We start from the raw sequence: 19,116 nt of genomic DNA on the forward strand, positions 1-19,116 counted from the left end.
CTACTCCCCCTACTCCCCCTACTCTCTTCTCCCCCCTCACTCCCCAGCGATAGGAATAGAAATGATAAATTCTGTCCCTTGTCCAACAACTGACTCACACATCAAACTACCAGCGTGATTTTCTACTATAATCTGCCGACTGATAGATAAACCTAATCCCGTACCTTTGCCTACATCTTTGGTTGTAAATAAGTGGTTAAAAATACAGGATTTGACTTCTTCTGTCATGCCGAAACCGTTGTCTTTAATCTTAATGACTGCATTTTGATTGTCTTCGTTTATCTCAGTTTTTATCCTAATAGCACTATGAGTATTGGCTAAATTTTCTTCATAACTACGACCAGCATTGACTTCTTCTAAAGCATCAATCGCATTTGCCAGAATATTCATAAATACCTGGTTTAGTTGCCCTAAGTAACACTTAACTAAGGGAAGATTTCCATACTCTTTGATAATTTCAATTGCTGGGCGATTAGAATTAGCTTTCAGGCGATGTTGTAAAATCATCAAAGTGCTGTCGATGCCTTCGTGGATATTAGCTGATATTTTCGAGACATTATCAGCGCGGGAAAATGTCCGCAAAGAGGTACTAATATTGCGTATGCGTTGCGTACCAACTTTCATACCCTCAATCATTTTGGGCAAATCTTCTAGAAGAAAATCTACATCTATTTCTTCTGCTTTTTTCTCAATTTCAGCATCGACATTGGGAAATTTAACTCGGTATAGTTGCAAATAATCTATTAAATCGTTGATAGCATCTTTTGCTTGGCTAATACTACCTGTAATAAAACCAACAGGGTTATTTATTTCATGTGCTATTCCTGCAACTAAATTACCAAGAGAAGACATTTTCTCACTTTGTATAAGTTGCAGTTGTGCTTGTTGCAAATCGTTGAGATACTGTTCTAATTGTCTAGATTTATCTTGCTCTCTAGTATACAAACGGGCATTTTCTATAGCAATTGCCATTTGAGAAACTAAGACTTTTAACACTTCTATTCTTTCAGGAACAAAAGCTCCTGCTGACAATTGATTTTCTAAGTAAATAACACCTGTCATCTGTGATTGATATATAATCGGCAAACAAAAGATTGATTTTGATTTATATTTGCGAATATAGGTATCAATGTTAAAAGGTTCAGTCGCTACCGCATCATTCAAAACGAGGTGTTGTTGAGTTCTTAAAACGTAATTAACTACAGAAATAGGTAGTTCGTGATAGGTTTCAACAGGAATTGCTTGTAAAACTATCACTATATTATCAGCATTACCAGAAGCTTCAACGTATAGTCGATCGTCTTTCAGTAACAAGAGTACCGCTTTTTGGGCAGCAGCATTTTCTAATAATATTTTGATTAAGTTACTCAACAAGTTTTCTAAAACAATTTCATTAGTAATTGCCTGGGAAAACTTGATAAATGTATTAAAATCTAAGAAAGCACTCAATCCATTACTGGTAGTGGTGTTAGTGGTAATGTGAGTAACGTCTAGTTGTAAAGCAGAAGCATCTGGAATATTAGTTTGTTCTCCTAGAAAAGGATATTTTGATTCTAGGTGTTTAACTTTAGCGATCGCTCCCCACCGAATATAGGCATAATAAGCTTTAGTGAGGTAAGTTTGATAAATTAAATCTCTACCTAAAGACTGATAAAATTTTCCTGCTAATTCATAAGATAAAGCTTCCTCTTGGATAAAACCGCTTTCTTTAGATTTAGCGATCGCATATTCATAATAGTCCATTGCTTCCAGCTTTTGACCCAAAACCTGACAGCGTTCTGCCTCAACCAAATAAAATTTATTTAAGTGATTCATCGGGGCATGAGTAGCCCAGAGTTCCATCTTTTGTTGGTTAGCTCGTACTTTTTCTAAAATAGCTTGTTGTTCGGACTTATTAACAATCTGATAGACTGCTAGTTGAGCTAAAGAATCATAAAAATAAAACAAAGGTACAACAAATAACCCAGTAACACCACCTAAAGATTTTTCTGCTATTGCAGCATTTTCTCTAGCTTGCAGGTACTCGCCAAACAAGTAAGAAAGCATCAGCTTATTGACAAACAAGTGGTTAATTGTATAAAGGTCGTTAAATTGCTGATGAATTGGTAACATATTTTGTTCGTTATATGCTTCTCCAACTAAACACCAGACATTTTCATCATTTCCTTTCAAGTTGATAACTGTTTGTAAATATATTTGGTTCCAAGTTAAGGCTACTTGTTGTTTAATTTTTTTCAACGATTCGCAGTAAGCTACTAGTTCTGTTTCTAAAACCCAAAGTTCCTTACCCAGCCAAAATGAATGATAAGGATAAATGTAACCACAATAGCCAGCATATTCTAAATCTCCAGTTTCTAAACCACTCGAATATCCTGCCTTGGCTGTTGCTAATGTTTCCTTTAGAGAATCTTTCCAATGGAGAACATGGGCGCTAATAACTGTGAGAATTTTTGCTTTGAATTCTTCAGCATGAAATTTGGACACCAAACTCGAAGCTAATTTGCCAAATTCATAGCCAGAATCAATTTCTCCTTGAACTCCACAAAGAATTAATGCGTAAAGACTGTAACCATAAGCAGACACAGGATTATTGCCATATTTTAAAGATAAATTGACCATTTCACAGGCAATAATTGGCATCATTGCCGGAGCAGTTTGAAAAGCCGCCGGGAGAACTCCCATTAAGATTTTCATGGCTGCTATCTTGTTGGGGTCGGTCATTAGAGGTAAGTTAATTAAATCAGCATAGACACGCAGCGGCTTATCGTTAGACATCGCTTTTCCCTGCAAATTATTAGCGATGTCATCCATTCCCCGCTGAATATCAGCAGCTGTCGGTTGTTCTGGAAAGTCTATTTCTAACAATTTCAGAACTGCTAGTGCTGTTTGAATAGCTTCTAGTTGTTTGCTTTGGACTACATAAGCGATAATCTGTACTTCATAAACTTTCACTTTATCGAGCAGGAATTTGGCTTCTTTTAGCACTACTTCAGTCAATTGCTGCATCTGCTCAAAATTCCCACTGAGATAAGCTACTTCTGCGGCTCCTTCATATAAACCTATAGTTAGGTTATATTCATTTTGCCAAGCCTCTATACTTAAAAGTTCGATTCCAGTTTTTAAGTACTTTAAAGCAGCTTCATAAGCTGTTGATGCTTTTGCTTTACGTCCTGCAATGAAATTTAGTCGTGACAATTCGGTTTTTTCGGATTGGTCATTTAAGAAAACCATACCGACATTTAACTGATTCACAATATCAAAAATATTGGCTTCTATTTCCTCCTTTGGTGTATTTTGTAGGAGTAGTTGACCGATTTTCAGATGAGTAGTTTTTTTCTGAGATTCTGGAATTAATGAATAAGCTGCTTGTTGTACTCTGTCATGCAAAAATTTATAACCCACTCGCGAGGTATCAAAATTTAAACGAGCAGCTTCTTCTCGCTCGAAAACTAAAGGAATGCGGTAAGCATCGCTTAAAGGTAGAATTAATCCGGCTTGTAAAGCTGAATATAAATCGCTTGCCGTTAAAGATGGAGATTTTTCATTAATTATCGATAAAACATCCAAGCTAAATCTATCGCCCACACAAGCCGCTAATTTTAAAACATCTTGGGTAACTTGTGGTAGCTTTTCCAATCGGCTAGCAACTAGTTCAACTACATTTTTATCGATAATACCAATTGCTTGAATTTCTTCTAGGCTCCATTGCCATTTAGCTGTAGTAAAGTCAAATATGAGAAGTTTTTCTTGATAAAGTACTTGAATTAATTGTGTAATGAAAAATGGATTACCACCTGTCTTATTAAAGATTAACTCTGACAGTTGCAGAATCTTGTTATGGAAATCTTTTTTAATTAGCTCGTAATTATTGTTTGACAAACTACCTTCAAAATCTCGACTGGCTTGGAGAGTTTCAGTAATTAAATCATTAACATTTTCTAGTTTTAAAGGTTGCAAGACAATATTATTAACTACAGTGCCATTTTTTTGAATTTCTTCTATTGTTTGAATGAGAGAGTGAGTCGGACTGACTTCATTATCTCTGTATGCTCCAATAAATAATAAATAACTACTCTTGGCATTACCCATGAGTAGTTGGATTAAATTTAATGTGGCTGAGTCTGCCCATTGCAAATCATCTAAAAAGATGACCAAAGGATGTTCTTTTTGAGTAAAGACCTGGATAAATTCCTCAAAAACACGATTGAAACGGTTTTGTGATTCTGTTGCGCCAAGTTGGGGCACTTCTGGTTGTTTTCCCACAATCAATTCGACTTCTGGAATTACATCAGTAATGACTTTGCCGTTAGTTCCTAATGCAGCTAGTATTTTATTTCGCCATATTTCTATTTGTTCGTAATTCTCTGTCAATAAAAATCTAATTAAATAGGTAAAAGCTTGAATTAGAGAAGCATAAGGTACGTTTCGTTTTAATTGGTCGAATTTACCGTAGATAAAATAACCTTGTCGGTAAGTAATAGGTTTATTAACTTCATTGACTAAAGCAGATTTGCCAATACCAGAATAACCAGAAACTAGCATCATTTCACTAGTTCCAGACGTAACACGCTCAAATGCAGCTAACAATTCATGAACTTGTTGTTCGCGTCCATATAATTTTTGAGGAATTAATAACTGACTTAAGATATCTAACTGACCGGGAACAAAATTAGTAATTTCACCTTGATTTTCTAATTGCTTGAGACATAATTCTAAATCTGCTAACAATCCTGTAGCACTTTGATATCTGTCTTCGGCATTTTTCGCCATCAGCTTCATCACAATTTCAGCAACGGCGGTAGGAATTTTGGGATTTAATAACTGTGGATTTATCGGTTGAACAGCAATGTGGTTGTAAACTATCTCCAAAGGTTCTTTGCTGAGAAATGGTAATTGGTCTGTAAGCATTTCGTATAAAGTCACGCCCAGAGAATAAAAATCGCTGCGATAATCGAGAATGCGATTCATTCTCCCAGTTTGTTCGGGAGACATATAAGCAAGCGTACCTTCGACACAGTTAGGATTATTAAATTGGGGATTTTCTTTATTGAGGCGGGAAGCTATCCCAAAGTCAGTGAGTTTAACTAAACCTGTTTGGCAGTTGATGATAATGTTACTAGGTTTGATATCTTTATGAATAATCTGATGTTGATGTAAATAATCTAAAGCTTGAGTTAGTTGAATAACTATTTTTAAATGGCTAACTAAATTAAGTTTTTCTGTTTGAAGAAATTGTGCTAAAGACTGACCGTCAAAGTCTTCTAATAAAAGTCCTATACGGTTATCAGAATTTTCCAAACTAATTGCTTTAACTATATTGAGATGGTCTAAATTTTGTTGAATTTGGTACTCATTTTTAATGCGAGTAAAAGCTTCCAGGGTAGGATAGTCATTTTTTAGCAACTTGAGGATAACTTGCTGTTGCGTTTTTGGCATTTGTACTCGATAAATAATAGTTTGAATTCCTTCATGGAGAATGGAATTGATTTGGTATCCAGTCCGATTTGGCATTGATTTTTAACTATAAGTTACAAAAATTAGGATTATCCCCTCTCCATTATGGAAAAGGTTCCTGTTTAATTATTCCCAATAGATAGGAGATTTTGAACATAGCGATCGCTTATCCCAGGATTGTATTGTAAAAGTAACGTCAAGCGATCGCTATGTAAAACCACTGTTATTTAAGACATATCAGTTTTATTTAATGTAACCTCAAATTCTGCCAATTTCTTTTTCGCAAACTCGCGTAATTGTTTATCGGGGTCTTTTTCAGCTCTGTCGCGTAATAGTGGTAAAGTTTGGGGATGAGAAAGATATTGCTCGATAATTGTTTCAAGTGCTACTTGTCGGGGATTATCTTGAAAGTTGTATTCCCGCACGAAGGGATCGTTGACAACACAGTTGTAAAATACTTCAAACATCCCTGGTTCGTCTTTAAATCCCCTAGCTAATTCTTGCAAAGCTACTTGCCGTACATCTGAATATTTATCGACAGTGGCACGTTTTTTGAGGATGGGAAGAGTATCGGGGTCATTTTTAAACCCTCTGGCTAATTCTTGCAATGCTGCTTGCCGCAAATCCACATATTTTTCAGATGTAGCGTATTTTTTGAGGATGGGAAGAGTATCGGGGTCATGTTTAAATCCCCTAGCCAATTCTTGCAATGCTGCACGACGTACATATTCATTATCATCGTTAGTCGAGCGTTGTTTGAGGATGGGGAGAGTGTCGGGGTCATCTTTGAATCCCCTGGCTAATTCTTGCACCGCTGCACGTCGTACATCAGAATATTTATCAGCGATCGCTCGTTGTTTGAGAATAGGCAGAGTATCGCTATCGTCTTTAAATCCCCTGGCTAATTCTTGCACTGCTGTTTGCCGCACATATTTATCATCATCAGCGGTAGCGCGTTCTTTCAGCCAAGGTAGCGTATCAGGATCGTCTTTGAAGACTCTAGCTAATTCTTGGACTGCGGCTTGTCGGACATCTGAATATTTATCGGCAGTGGCACTTTGTTTGAGAATTGGCAGAGTATCGGCATCATCTTTAAATCCTCTGGCTAATTCTTGGACTGCTGCTTGGCGCACATATTCATTTTCATCAGCAATTACACGTTGTTTGAGGATAGGCAGAGTATCGCCATCGTCTTTAAATCCTCTGGCTAATTCTTGGACTGCTGCTTGCCTAACAGTCCAATCTTCATCAGCAACAGCGTATTTTTTCAGCCAAGCTAAAGTCTCAGGATGATCTCTAAACCCTCTAGCTAATTCTTGTACTGCTACTTGTCTAACATTTCCAGAGTTATCAACAGTGGCTTGTTGTTTCAGCCAGGGAAGAGTATCTAATTCATCTTTAAACACCCTAGCTAATTCTTGCACTGCTACTTGTCGCACATATTCATTTTCATCAGTAGTAGCTTGTTGTTTTAAGATAGGCAGAGTATCGCTATCGTCTTTAAATCCTCTGGCTAGTTCTTGCACTGCTGCTTGGCGTACAGTCCAATCATCATCGTTAGTAGCGCATTGTTTTAGCCAAGGCAAAGTATCAGCATCGTCTTTAAATCCTCTAGCTAATTCTTGCAATGCTGCACGCCGCACATATTCATTATCGTCAGCAATAGCGAGTTGTTTCAGCCAAGCCAGAGTATCAAAATCGTCTTTCCAAGTAGTAGCCACAGAGGCTACGGCTGTGGTACGAATCTCTTGAACTAGCTTAGTTTCTTCTTCATTTATATAAGGTTGGTAATAATAACCGAGGTCATATTTAGTTAAATCTTTGATTGTTTCTAGTAACTTAATTGCTGTTGGCGCAATTAACAAGCGATTTCGCACTTCTGCCAGACACTTAGCTGCGAGAAATAAATTGATAAATTTTTCCTCTTCTCCATTTTGAGCCATCAAGTAATCCAAAATTTCACAGACAAATCTTGGCTCAATCATGCCTGCAATCAGACGTAAAACTTCATGCCAAGTTTCATCCTGCCAGTGTTTGCCAAAAACTTCGTGCATGAGTTCTTTAATTGACAGCGTTTGCGTTTCTTTAAACTGCCAGACAAATTCCCATGCACAGAAATATTCTAAAAAAGTTCGATGGACAAAGGCATAATAATCTGCACCCAAAAAACACAACATAAAGTTGCGGGTTCGCAGCTGATTAATCATCACCCTAGCAACTTTCGTAGGATGCTCGAATTCTATATTTTTGAGATAGCGACTCAAAATCTTTTCTAAATCGCTGACACCAATTAAATTACCTGCCAAACCTTTTTCACTGGTTTGCATGTGATAGGCAGTGTGACGTAAAATTGCCTGTTTATCTTTATAATCAATGGTTTTGGGATCTAATCGAGAATCTTCGACTAAGGCACGTTCCACATCCCATTGATGCAGCAGAACTCGTGATGCTTGTTCGTAAAGTGTGGCTCTATCTCTAGGCAATTCTTGATTGCGATTGAGAATTGCCATCATTGTTAATAGTAGGGGATTTCCTGCTAATTCTAAAATTGATTTTGATGTATCAATTGCTCTTTGTAGGCGCTGTCGTTTTCGCAATCTCTCAACTCGGTCGTGGAAGGCTAATTCATGCCAGCGGTTGATAAAATCTTGAATTTGTTCTGGTTCTAAATCTTGGAGCATGAAGTGGCGAAATTCGGCATCTCGTAACCGCTGCGGTTTGTAGCCAACCACGCGAGAAGTCACTATCACTCGCACGTTCGGATATTCATTTGTAAAGCGATGAATATCGGTGATTACATCTTCTCGCTTGCCGATTTCAAATACTTCATCCAACCCATCAAACATTACTAAAGCATTACCAGCTTTTAAATGGTCGTGGAGTTGATTTTGATTGAGATGATGGACAGTACCGCTACATTTATGGAAAAATTCGAGGAAATTACTACACTCATTATTTTCTCGCCTGCGAATATAAGTGCGTAACTCAATTAATAAAGGAATTGGCTGAGAAACTACATTATTGAGGGGTGTTTCTGCCCAATTGATTGCCAAAAATTGCAATAAAGTAGATTTTCCCGAACCGGGATCTCCTAAAATTACGATATATTTATATGTTAGGCGATCGCTAATCGCATCCAAGACTGAAACTATTGGCTGTTCAAAATAAATTTGTTTGTAAACTTCTAATTCTTCAAAGGGAATTTCTTCTGCTTGGTTGCTTTCTCGCAGTCGTCTAAGATGTTCTTTGGGAAGTTCGTGAACGTGGGGCAAAACTTGGTGAACTTCCCGCACATTTAAAGCAATAAACATCCGCCATAACTTCAATTCATTATAGGCATAACCAGTAGTATCTAAACTATCTAATTTCAAGTTACCATATCGTTCGCGCAGCCCTTCCTGATATCCCGGTAAGTCAAAATCTATGGTAACCCCAGCAATTTGTGTGAGAGTATCTTTTGCTGCTTCTAAATTTTGCGAATCTAGGATAGGACGTAATTCGTCTGATTCTTTAATAATTGCTTTAACTTTTTTGAGATAGCGCTTGGTGAGTCTCTCCCATTCAAAGGCGCTGGGTAATATAGGCAAATTCATTTCATACCATGTATTTGCCAATACTTTATAGTCTAAATACTCACAGTCGCTTTGAAAAGGATGTCCCAAAATATATGTGAGAGATTTATTACTGATAAATTTATTTAACGGTTTAGTGTATAGTTTCAGTTCTGCTTCTTCTAAATCTGCGTCTTCTAATTCCTGCTGCATTAATTGCAAAAATTCCTTCAATGCTTTACCCGCAGCAATTTCAATATCTTCTTTTTTGAGTTGCTGGAATATATTTTTAGGAATACCTTTTAGTAAATCTTTAGCCCAATCTTTTGCTGCGTCTTTTGCTAAGTCCTCGAAAATGGGCTTAAAAGCAAACCCGACAGCTTGAGTCACGCCCCAAACAGCTAGCCAATCTACTATCATAACTCGCGTCTGCTCAGTCTCAAACTTCGAGTATATACATCAATTTGAGGAATTACTCTAGATTTCAGGATAATTGCAGAAGTGTCACAGATGATGACTGTAAAATCGAAAAATAGTTGCGACAGATGAATTTACACTACGGTATTATTTATCGGAGTTCTCTTTATTGAATCTTTAAAAAGTAAAAGGGCGCTACTGCGCCCCAATGCCCTTATCACAGTTAATTATGAACTCTACATTCAAATTACTATTAAGACTTATTTAGAAAAAAATTAAATCGTACAAAAGTCACAAATATAACCATGACTAAAGTCATATATTTGGTAACTAGGAGACAGAAGGAGCATTCCATCTGTCTTTTTTAGCGATCGCAAATTTAGAATTTTTCAGTAGGGTAGACAATTTCAGCAACTAAAACAGTTCTGTTACCGTACTCAGCTTCTAACTCCTTTTTCACATTTAAATCCCAGGTAAAGTTATACTCTCGCTCAATTTCAGTCACAACAAAAGGACGAACTTCACCGATTACCGATATTGTCTGACCTTGGTTTATTGTTACTTTGGGTGGTGCTTTTAATAACACTAGTAAATCTTGCCCGCCAAACAATTGGTTTTTATCTAGCGTTAATAAAATAGGACTGCGAATATTTTCCAGTTTCCCCGTAACTGCAACTTGATGGTGGTAGTATTGTTCGGGATGTTGCGTTATTTGCTCGGTTTGAGGCGCTAAGGTCAGATATCGAGCAATAATTACAGGCTGATTGATATAATCTTTATAATATTCATCTTGGATGTTGAGATTAAACTCTCGCTCAATTTGCGGAATTATCAAATTACGAACCTCACCCGTAACTTGAACTTTGATATCTCGGTCAAGTGGTAAATCGAAAGGTACACCCGAAGCATTGATAACTACAATGGGTTTGCCGTTAAAAAATCTGGCATCGCTGACAGTAAAGGAACTCAAACCAATTTTCTGAATCGCTCTACTTCTAATGGTTACAGATTTACCAATAAATTCGTCTGCGTTGCGAGCAATTTTAGATGGCTTAGGGAAAGTTGCCTTTGCATCAAAATAGCTACAGCTTCTCACTAGCATAGCGATCGCTATCAAAATAATGAATACCCCTAGATAACTAAGTATCTGTGATAACTCTTGGCTGGGGGAATTGCCATTACCCTTATTCTTATTCGTCTTGAGGCTATTCACTCTAGTAACCGTTTTAAATTTATTAAGTACCCTACTGTAGTGTAGGGTATTAGCATTATTAACTTAATGAGTTTCTTGCAAGTCGATTACGTACCCACATTCAATGCAAAAAGCAATTAGTTCTTCAATATTGTCCGGGTCTATAAACATTTGACCATCAGCACAGTTAGGACACTCACCGTAAAAATCTAAGTTTCCTTGATTGTCATACTCGTCATCGTCGTCAGGGTCAAATAGCTCTTTTTGTTGACTCATGGTTTTGCGATCGCTTCTTCATGAGTAGGAGGCAACACTTCCTCATCTTCTTCTCCCACACGAAAGCAAACTTTACCATTCCGGCGAACCGTGTACTTGTACCCCAGAATGCGAGAACGCCAATCACCTCTAGCCAATCTAGATGCATCTGATTCTCACACTGTATGAATACTTGCCCAGAATCCTTTGTATTTGTAGCTCATACAGCTTTTAGTCAGAATTCCCCTTAACGTTCCTTTTCAGCAGGAATAACGCTAGAACGGGATACCCATCTAGCTTTTTCTTCAACTAAAATTTTTACCTTAAGTTGATAATTTTTATCTTTTGGAGTTTCATCAACAATTTTAGTTTTAATTTTTCGTTCTAATTTGTAACCCCAATCATCTGTATATTTTTGAAAATAGATAACTGCTGTTCCAACTAAAATCTTAGGCTTAAAACTTGGTTCGTTATCTATTGCTTCTCTTATTCTTTTTTGCTTCGTGCTTGATGGATAAAAGCAATCTCTTCTCATAATTCCCTTAACGTCTCATTTTCAAGGAGTACCATTTGAGTACCGCGATCGCACTCAAAAATCGCTAAAAATCAGCATAAAAATGCTTGCATTGAGGAGCAAATGAGCAACAAAAGCTCTGCTCAGAGCTGAAAGTACTGATATACCGTTGCTTCGGTATGTTTCTTGGTAGAATATGACAGTTGTATTCTGCCGCGAACGTTGATTGAGCGTTATACCTTGCCCGAAATGGGCGACCTGTGGACTGAATCTTATAAATTAAAAACCTGGCTCCAGGTAGAGATTGCAGTTTGTGAAGCCCAAGCTGAACTGGGTTACATTCCCTCTGGTGCAGTTGAGGAAATTAAGGCCAAGGCGAATTTTGACCCAAAGCGGGTGCTGGAAATTGAAGCAGAAGTCCGTCATGATGTCATCGCTTTTTTGACAAATGTCAACGAATATGTAGGTGATGCCGGACGTTATATTCACTTGGGTTTAACTAGCTCGGATGTACTAGATACAGCTTTAGCGCTGCAATTAGTTGCTAGTTTGGATGTGTTATCGCAACGCTTGGAAGATTTGATTGAGGCAATTCGCCAAAAAGCACGAGAACATCGTCAGACAGTGATGATCGGTCGATCGCACGGCATTCACGCCGAACCAATCACCTTTGGTTTTAAATTAGCTGGATGGTTAGCAGAAGTGTTGCGACACCAAGAACGCTTAAGAATTCTCCATGACACGATTGCTGTGGGGAAGATTTCGGGTGCAGTGGGCACTTATGCCAATATTGAACCCCGCGTAGAAGCGATCGCTTGCCAAAAACTCGGACTTAAACCCGATACAGCCTCAACACAAGTTATTTCCCGCGATCGCCATGCTGACTACGTGCAGCAATTAGCCTTGGTAGCAGCTTCCATCGAACGCTTTGCTGTAGAAATTCGCAATCTGCAAAAAACAGACGTTTTAGAAGTTGAAGAGTTCTTCGCTAAAGGTCAAAAAGGTTCCAGTGCCATGCCGCACAAGCGTAACCCCATTCGTTCGGAACGGCTGACGGGAATGGCACGATTGGTTAGAAGTCATGCTGGTGCAGCCTTAGAAAACGTTGCTCTTTGGCACGAACGCGATATTTCTCACAGTTCTGTAGAACGAGTGATTTTGCCCGATGCTTGCATTTTGACTCACTTCATGCTTGTGGAAATAACCGAATTGGTGAAAAACCTATTGGTTTATCCTGAGAACATGGAACGCAATCTTAACTGCTACGGTGGTGTTGTCTTCAGTCAGAAAGTGCTACTGGCTTTGATAGACAAGGGACTAAACCGGGAACAAGCTTATGCGATCGTCCAAGAAAGCGCTCACGCTGCCTGGAACAAGCCAGAAGGTAATTTCCACGCCTTGATTAGTAAAGATTCGCGTGTCACTCAACATTTGTCACCAGATGAAATTGAGGCGTGTTTTGACCCCCAGCAACATCTGCGACATTTAGAACAGGTTTACCAGAGGCTAAGTATTTAGCTTTAACTAAGCACTGGGAATTAGAGATTACAAAGTCTCTAGTTCCCGATAGTGTGAATAAAAATACAAGTATATAAATGTAGTTATAGCTGGGGACTGGTGACTGGTGAGACAGCGCTGCGGGAGGGTTTCCCTCCGGAGCCACTTGCGTGGGCGGGTTTCCCTACTTGAGCAAAGTGGCATCAGGCGACTGCGTTAGCGCCAGCGGTAGCGAGGAACGAGCGTCACCCCAAGGGTGATACCATTTCACGAAAAATTTGATACAGATGTAAACTCTAAAAGCTTTGCTGCACCTGATTTTTTTAATTGCGAATTGCGAATTGGTATGACTGGGTGAAAAGTCTTTTTGTGTCTAGGTTTGATTGTCTGTTGATGTCCTAACACTACTGGCGACGGCTATAAATTTAAAATCCTATTAAAGATACTAAAAATATTCAGTATTGCCTTCTCTAAAACTGTTAGTTGGGTGCTGCGATTCTCACTAACGATGGGTAGTATAAATAACAAATATTTGCTTATATAGTAGCGCTGAGAGTGCCCTGATGATTGAAATCCTGGCAACACTTTCTGCTTCTGCCGCAGCAGGAATGAGAATAGGCATACCTTTATTGATAATTGGATTGTTGCAGGGCAGTAACTTATGGTCACAAGTTCCAATCTTATCTCACATTTCTTCACCGATCTTGTTAGGCTGTCTTACTACCTGGTCGTTAATCGAACTACTTGCCTCAAAAAAGTTGTGGGGACAAAGAGTAGTACAACTAGTTCAGTTATTACTGTCTCCCCTTGTAGGCGCAATTATGGGGCTAGCTGTAGCTTCGGCCACTGCAACACCAGACTGGCTGATTGCTTTAATTGGGGGTTTATTAGCTTTAGTACTCCAGCTCGTGCAAGTTGGTTGGTTCTATCGTTTGCGTGGCTTACCCTTGTGGGCAGTTTTTCTTCAAGATACCTTGTGTATTGCTCTGGTGCTGTTTGCTTTTGATGCTCCCAAGCAAGGAGGATTAATTGCGATGATTCTCCTCTGGCTAGCAGTGCGTAGCGCTAAACAGTGGTATGACTGGTATCGGTGGGGACAAAGGACTAGGGCTTAGGGACTGGGAACTGGGGACTGGGGACTAGAAAATGAGATTAAAGGGTAAAGGGCAAAGAGATAGTTCTTACCTTTTCCTAATCCCCAATACCTAATCCCTAATCCCCAGTACCCAGTACCCACTACTGCAAAAGACCTATCATGTGCAGTAGACCGCGACCGGTAACTAGCTCAATGATTAAAGCAATAAAGCCTAGCATAGCAATCCGACCGTTCCAAACTTCGGCGCTAGTTGTCAGCCCCCATTCCCAGCGCTCTTGAGGATACATCTTCACCCTTTTTTTCATTTGGGCGGCTTGCGAAAGTTTGAAACTAGGTTCTTTCAGCGCGTCTATTACTAAGTCTGCCAGTGCTTTAATAAATACCGGATGGGTATTGGGAGCTGGTACGCGACGGAAGTTGTGAATTCCCGCTTCTTCAGCGATTTCTCGATACTCAATATCGATTTCTTGTAGTGTCTCAATGTGTTCTGAGACAAAACTGATGGGTACGACAACTAAATCTTTGATACCTTGTGCGCCTAGTTCTTTCAGCGCATCTTCAGTATAAGGTTGCAGCCATTCTACTGGCCCTACGCGACTTTGATAAGCTAAGGTGTAGGAATTAGGGCGATTGAGGGTCTGCATAATCAAGGCAGTACAGTCCTCAATTTCTTGTTGGTAAGGATCGCCAGCTTCTTCAACGTAGCTTTTTGGAACGCCATGAGCGCTGAAGAAAATATGGACTTCATTAGAGTCGGGAAATTGATCTAGCTCTTGGGCAATGAGTTCTGCCATTGCTTGTAGGTAACTCGGTTGTTTGTACCAAGAGGGAATGACAGTGTATTCAAGGCGTTGCAGTTTTGGGTCTTCTTGCCACAGTTTTTCTAATAAGCGGAAGCTAGAACCACTAGTACTGATGGAAAATTGAGGGTACAGTGGTAAAATTACCAACTTCTCGATATTATCTTGAGTAAGTTGAGCGATCGCTTCTTCGGTATAAGGATGCCAATAACGCATTCCCACATAAATATTAGCTTCTTGCCCGGAATAACCTAATTGCTCTTTAAGGGCTTCACCTTGAGCTTCTGTGATCCGCCGCAGTGGGGAACCGCCACCAATTTGTTTATAGTTTTCTTGAGATGTTCTGGTTCGTCGGGAGGCAATGAACCAAGCTAGGGGTTTTTGCAACCAGCGAAACGGTAGGCGAATAATTTCCGGATCGGAAAATAAGTTATACAAAAACGGCCCGACATCCTCTAATTTGTCAGGTCCTCCCAGATTGAGTAATAAAACGCCTACACGACCCATAGCAGTTACTTTCCCCCAACCTTTTCAGATTTTTTACTAATGTTAACAATATATCTCTAATTATTAAATATATAAGGTTAATCATCAGGAAAGATATAATGGCAACAATTTTAAGAGATTGGAGTTACCGCTATCAATGGCTTTACGATGGAATATCACGTTTAGCGGCTTTCAGTGTAGGCGGTGAAGCGCGTTTTCGACAACTCGCTTTGCAAGGCTTAACAATTAACTCAGATAATCAGGTATTAGATTTATGCTGCGGTAGCGGTCAATCGACACAATTCTTAGTAAAATCTTCACAAAACGTAACAGGATTGGATGCTTCACCATTGTCTTTGCGACGGGCACAGCAGAATGTTCCTGAAGCTGCATATGTAGAAGCTTTTGCGGAAAAGATGCCGTTTGCAGATAATTTATTTGACGTAGTGCATACCAGCGTTGCACTGCACGAGATGCAGTCCGAGCAGTTGCAAAAAATTATTAATGAAGTTTATCGGGTACTGAAACCGGGAGGAATGTTTACACTGGTTGATTTTCATGCTCCGACTAATCCGATATTTTGGCCTGGGGTATCGCTATTTTTGCTGTTGTTTGAGACACAAACAGCTTGGCAGTTACTGAAGACTGATTTACCCAATCTATTAACTCAAATTGGGTTTAAGGTAGGCAAGCCAACTTTGTATGCAGGTGGCAGTTTGCAAGTGATACAGGCAAGGAAATGAACTGCGAGCGTGGTGACAGAAATAACTTGCACCAAAAGCTAAAATTGAAGAAATTTGTGAATTAAATCCGACTCACTGCTTGAGGAAGGCTAAATTATGACAGATATTACTGTAAAGTACCAAGTCTTAAAGGCAGTAGAAGAAATGCCTCAGGATGTTACTTTTGAGCAAGTAATGGAACATCTTTATTTCTTGTACAAAGTCGATCGAGGTTTAAAGCAAGTCAAGGCTGGTAATACCATCTCACATGCAGAAGCCAAAAAGCAGATTAAGACATGGCAAGAGTAAGCTGGACTAGTGAAGCTTTAACTGATTTAGAAGCAATTGGCGATTTTATTGCACGGGATGCACCCAGTTTTACCCAGATATTTGTAGATAGAGTATTTCAATCTGTGGAACGTCTAGAACAGTTTCCGCGCTCAGGGCGTGTAGTACCTGAAATTGCTCAAGAGAATCTTCGAGAGGTTGTGTTTGGTAGTTACCGAATTGTATATTTAGTAAGTGGTGATGAAGTAAATATCTTAACTGTGTTTCATTCTTCAAAGCAGCTTCAGCTTTAATCAGAGATTATTTTTGAGTGTAGCGATCGCCTTGATATACAGGCAAGGAAATGAACCACAGATAACGCTAGGGTAGCAAAAGCAGCTAAGATTGCGGTAAATTAATAAACAAACCGTAGTATCACTCGTGCAATACTGCACGAGTGACAGACAATCGGGTTTTAGTCAATACCAAGAAAAATTTGCCCTTACTACGTAAAGGTAGGTTAAGTAATTATCCACAACTGTAGGCAATTTTTCTCAAACGATCGCAAAAGACGATGAAAGAAATAACACGCCGCAAATTTATTGCAACTGCCACTATCGCAACGGGTTTTGCCCTCGCAGTGCAACCTATTTCTGCACAAGTCATCTCCACCGATGCTAAAGGGTTAGTAGCCGGTGCAATAAAAATCCCCGTCAAAGATGGTGAAATTCCTGCCTACAGGGCAGTACCAGCAACTGGTAAAAATTTTCCAATCGTGTTGGTAATTCAAGAAATCTTTGGCGTACACGAACACATTCAGGATATCACTCGTCGTTTTGCCAAGTTGGGGTATTTAGCGATCGCTCCGGAATTGTTCGTGCGACAAGGCGATGTCTCCAAGTTAAGCAGTATCGACGAAATTCGCCCCATTGTAGCTAAGGTTCCAGATGCCCAAGTGCTATCCGATCTTGATGCCACTGTAAATTGGGCTGTGAAGTCAGCTAAGGGCAATGCAGATAAGTTGGCGATTACTGGCTTCTGCTGGGGCGGTCGCATTACTTGGCTGTACGCTGCACATAATCCCAAAGTCAAGGCAGGCGTGGCGTGGTACGGGCGACTGGTAGGCGATACTAGCGAACTGACACCTAAACATCCCGTTGATATTGCATCTGCCCTCACAGTTCCGGTTCTCGGACTCTACGGCGGTAAGGATACGAGCATTCCCCTAGATACAGTCAAACAGATGCGCGATCGCCTTAAGGAAAGCAGCAGTAAATCCAAAATCATTGTTTATCCTAATGCACCCCACGCTTTTTTTGCTGATTATCGCCCCTCCTACCGCGAGAAAGAAGCTAAAGATGGCTGGCATCGCCTCCAAGCATGGTTTAAGCAGTATGGAGTTTAACTCACTTCTAAATCTTGTACCTTGCTGCTTCCTGTCTTTTGAGTTCAATCAATTGAAAAATGTTGTAAAAAAGCCCCAGAACTTATCAAGTCTGGGGTTTTTCCTCTTGAACCACCATTTTATTTTTAACTTAAAAATATTTGCCCAATCTTAATGATATAGACCTAATTTTCTTGATTATGTCTAATTTAGTTGTTATATAAATCACTATCTCAATATTAAAATTAGCTATCCTTAATCAACTAAAGTTGATAAAATCTCTAAAACTGATTCTCAACAATAGAGAAATTTACATACTTTTTAGGTAGCTTAGTATTTAACTAACAAGACTTAACTCCTGATTTTATGTCTAAAGACTTAATTTTCAATACTTGTATTTTTAAATTTGTTCGTCAAAAATAAAGATAGCCTCTAAAGAAATAGTAGGCATTCTTTGTAATAACCTAACCTTATCCAATGTCATGAGTCCGCACCTGCGGACTTTTATTTTTATATATACTTAAATACAAAATTTGCCAGTCAAGCTATTCAGAAATATAAGAATATCCTTGGAGAAGCTAAAGTAAAAAAACAAATTATGTCTAAATGTTTTATCTTATACTCTTGATTTATTTTTGCAAACAGAGAAAATAAAAGTGTTACCTGATTATTGCCTAATCAGGTAATCATTAGCCCTTATAGTATGTCCGCTTTAGCGGACTTTATTTATCATATTAAAAAGGATAAAAAGTAAATTTATTCTTAAAATAGAGAAAAATATGCATGTTTAATAGCGAAAAGCCAATATATCATAATTAGGGTAGCCAACTGTATGGGGTTGATAAAATTGCATAGTAATCCAATTTGGTTATTGAGATTACTTGGCTAAGTAGGTAGTAAACAATAGAAAAAAAGAGAAGTAAAGGTGGAGCTAGCTTGACAAAAATCAATTAGAAATCCTATATCAACCTCACTGGTCAATACAAGGTCTGCAAGAGTTATAGGAGATGAGACTGTGAGTAATTTAGGCAATAAAAGATTAGAAACTGCTTTAGCGATCGCAACTTATGCTGTCGGTAGCGGTACAGCCCTAATTGCACCAACGCCTAGTGGAGAAATTCCCAAGCAGTTGATTGTCACAGCTTCTGATATTTTAATGTATGCCAGAATTTGGAGAATTTATTTTGATGAAGATTTATCGAGTAAGGGATTATTAGAAATACTAGCAGAGTTAGGTTTAGTAACAGTTGGTGCAATAGGCGCAGCTTATATAGTCAGTAAAGCAAGTACTGCCATCTTAAAGGAAATTACTAACTGGACTGGGCCATTAGGATGGGGTGTAACAGCTGCGATCGCAGGTTCTCTAAATGGTTTATTTGGGTTTACTTGGGCACTTTATTGCGATAACGTTTATTCTCAAAGAAAATTAAAATCAGCTAACTTATTTTTAAGTACACAGTTGTAGATAATTGACAATTTAA

General features: G+C 38.9%; 14 protein-coding genes. 7 read left to right on the forward strand and 7 right to left on the reverse strand.

The genetic code is table 11. The features are described 5' to 3' along the window. Positions 1 to 36: 36 nt before the first annotated feature. From I8752_RS09865 to I8752_RS09890, 6 genes are all read right to left on the reverse strand, one after another. Entirely contained in the window at positions 37 to 5,511 is a 5,475-nt protein-coding gene (locus tag I8752_RS09865; protein WP_214432134.1) for a trifunctional serine/threonine-protein kinase/ATP-binding protein/sensor histidine kinase, read from the reverse strand. A 170-nt stretch (positions 5,512 to 5,681) separates the two neighbouring features. Continuing rightward, complete coding sequence (locus I8752_RS09870; protein ID WP_214432135.1) at positions 5,682 to 9,425, reverse strand: HEAT repeat domain-containing protein; 3,744 nt, start codon at positions 9,423 to 9,425, stop codon at positions 5,682 to 5,684. Positions 9,426 to 9,801: 376 nt separating this feature from the next. Next, complete coding sequence (locus I8752_RS09875) at positions 9,802 to 10,635, reverse strand: hypothetical protein (protein ID WP_225895565.1); 834 nt, start codon at positions 10,633 to 10,635, stop codon at positions 9,802 to 9,804. A 63-nt stretch (positions 10,636 to 10,698) separates the two neighbouring features. Further along, positions 10,699 to 10,890, reverse strand: coding sequence for a hypothetical protein (locus I8752_RS09880; RefSeq protein WP_214432136.1), 192 nt, complete (start codon positions 10,888 to 10,890; stop codon positions 10,699 to 10,701). Next, positions 10,887 to 11,027, reverse strand: a complete 141-nt coding sequence (locus tag I8752_RS09885; protein WP_214432137.1) for a hypothetical protein — start codon at positions 11,025 to 11,027, stop codon at positions 10,887 to 10,889. Before I8752_RS09885 ends, I8752_RS09880 begins: the two co-directional genes overlap by 4 nt. An 89-nt stretch (positions 11,028 to 11,116) precedes the next feature. Further along, positions 11,117 to 11,404, reverse strand: a complete 288-nt coding sequence (locus I8752_RS09890; protein WP_214432138.1) for a hypothetical protein — start codon at positions 11,402 to 11,404, stop codon at positions 11,117 to 11,119. 201 nt (positions 11,405 to 11,605) lie between these two features. Here I8752_RS09890 and purB point away from each other — a divergent pair, with 201 nt between their 5' ends. Together purB and I8752_RS09900 are read left to right on the forward strand one after the other, a co-directional pair. Beyond that, positions 11,606 to 12,901 carry an adenylosuccinate lyase gene (purB, locus tag I8752_RS09895; protein WP_214432187.1) on the forward strand — a complete coding sequence of 432 codons (1,296 nt, stop codon included), beginning with the start codon at positions 11,606 to 11,608 and terminating at the stop codon, positions 12,899 to 12,901. A gap of 542 nt (positions 12,902 to 13,443) precedes the next feature. Further along, positions 13,444 to 13,995 carry a DUF4126 domain-containing protein gene (locus I8752_RS09900; RefSeq protein WP_214432139.1) on the forward strand — a complete coding sequence of 184 codons (552 nt, stop codon included), beginning with the start codon at positions 13,444 to 13,446 and terminating at the stop codon, positions 13,993 to 13,995. Positions 13,996 to 14,116: 121 nt separating this feature from the next. On the opposite strand, the gene hemH is transcribed toward I8752_RS09900, so the two are convergent. Beyond that, positions 14,117 to 15,283, reverse strand: a complete 1,167-nt coding sequence (gene hemH, locus I8752_RS09905) for a ferrochelatase (RefSeq protein ID WP_214432140.1) — start codon at positions 15,281 to 15,283, stop codon at positions 14,117 to 14,119. Between the two features lie 98 nt (positions 15,284 to 15,381). Between hemH and I8752_RS09910 the strand changes: the two genes are divergently transcribed. The 5 genes from I8752_RS09910 (at position 15,382) to I8752_RS09930 (ending at position 19,100) form a co-directional block, all read left to right on the forward strand. Then, on the forward strand, positions 15,382 to 16,005 hold the full coding sequence (locus I8752_RS09910) for a class I SAM-dependent methyltransferase (RefSeq protein ID WP_214432141.1): 624 nt from the start codon (positions 15,382 to 15,384) through the stop codon (positions 16,003 to 16,005). A gap of 96 nt (positions 16,006 to 16,101) precedes the next feature. Then, complete coding sequence (locus I8752_RS09915; RefSeq protein WP_214432142.1) at positions 16,102 to 16,293, forward strand: hypothetical protein; 192 nt, start codon at positions 16,102 to 16,104, stop codon at positions 16,291 to 16,293. After that, positions 16,281 to 16,565: a type II toxin-antitoxin system RelE/ParE family toxin gene (locus tag I8752_RS09920; protein WP_214432143.1), complete on the forward strand. Its 285-nt coding sequence runs from the start codon at positions 16,281 to 16,283 to the stop codon at positions 16,563 to 16,565. Before I8752_RS09915 ends, I8752_RS09920 begins: the two co-directional genes overlap by 13 nt. A gap of 260 nt (positions 16,566 to 16,825) precedes the next feature. Next, positions 16,826 to 17,656: a dienelactone hydrolase family protein gene (locus I8752_RS09925; RefSeq protein WP_214432144.1), complete on the forward strand. Its 831-nt coding sequence runs from the start codon at positions 16,826 to 16,828 to the stop codon at positions 17,654 to 17,656. A gap of 994 nt (positions 17,657 to 18,650) precedes the next feature. Then, entirely contained in the window at positions 18,651 to 19,100 is a 450-nt protein-coding gene (locus I8752_RS09930; protein ID WP_214432145.1) for a hypothetical protein, read from the forward strand. Positions 19,101 to 19,116: the final 16 nt, after the last annotated feature.

The sequence above is a fragment of the Dendronalium phyllosphericum CENA369 genome, from assembly GCF_016056275.1.
Taxonomy (GTDB): Bacteria; Cyanobacteriota; Cyanobacteriia; order Cyanobacteriales; family Nostocaceae; genus Dendronalium; species Dendronalium phyllosphericum.

What these genes read in the sequence shown, in the direction of transcription:
- I8752_RS09865 (WP_214432134.1), bottom strand. Translation starts at nt 5,511, where the DNA reads ATGCCAAATCGGACTGGATACCAAATCAATTCCATTCTCCATGAAGGA.
- I8752_RS09870 (WP_214432135.1), bottom strand. Translation starts at nt 9,425, where the DNA reads ATGATAGTAGATTGGCTAGCTGTTTGGGGCGTGACTCAAGCTGTCGGG.
- I8752_RS09880 (WP_214432136.1), bottom strand. Translation starts at nt 10,890, where the DNA reads ATGAGTCAACAAAAAGAGCTATTTGACCCTGACGACGATGACGAGTAT.
- I8752_RS09890 (WP_214432138.1), bottom strand. Translation starts at nt 11,404, where the DNA reads ATGAGAAGAGATTGCTTTTATCCATCAAGCACGAAGCAAAAAAGAATA.
- I8752_RS09900 (WP_214432139.1), top strand. Translation starts at nt 13,444, where the DNA reads ATGATTGAAATCCTGGCAACACTTTCTGCTTCTGCCGCAGCAGGAATG.
- hemH (WP_214432140.1), bottom strand. Translation starts at nt 15,283, where the DNA reads ATGGGTCGTGTAGGCGTTTTATTACTCAATCTGGGAGGACCTGACAAA.
- I8752_RS09910 (WP_214432141.1), top strand. Translation starts at nt 15,382, where the DNA reads ATGGCAACAATTTTAAGAGATTGGAGTTACCGCTATCAATGGCTTTAC.
- I8752_RS09915 (WP_214432142.1), top strand. Translation starts at nt 16,102, where the DNA reads ATGACAGATATTACTGTAAAGTACCAAGTCTTAAAGGCAGTAGAAGAA.
- I8752_RS09920 (WP_214432143.1), top strand. Translation starts at nt 16,281, where the DNA reads ATGGCAAGAGTAAGCTGGACTAGTGAAGCTTTAACTGATTTAGAAGCA.
- I8752_RS09925 (WP_214432144.1), top strand. Translation starts at nt 16,826, where the DNA reads ATGAAAGAAATAACACGCCGCAAATTTATTGCAACTGCCACTATCGCA.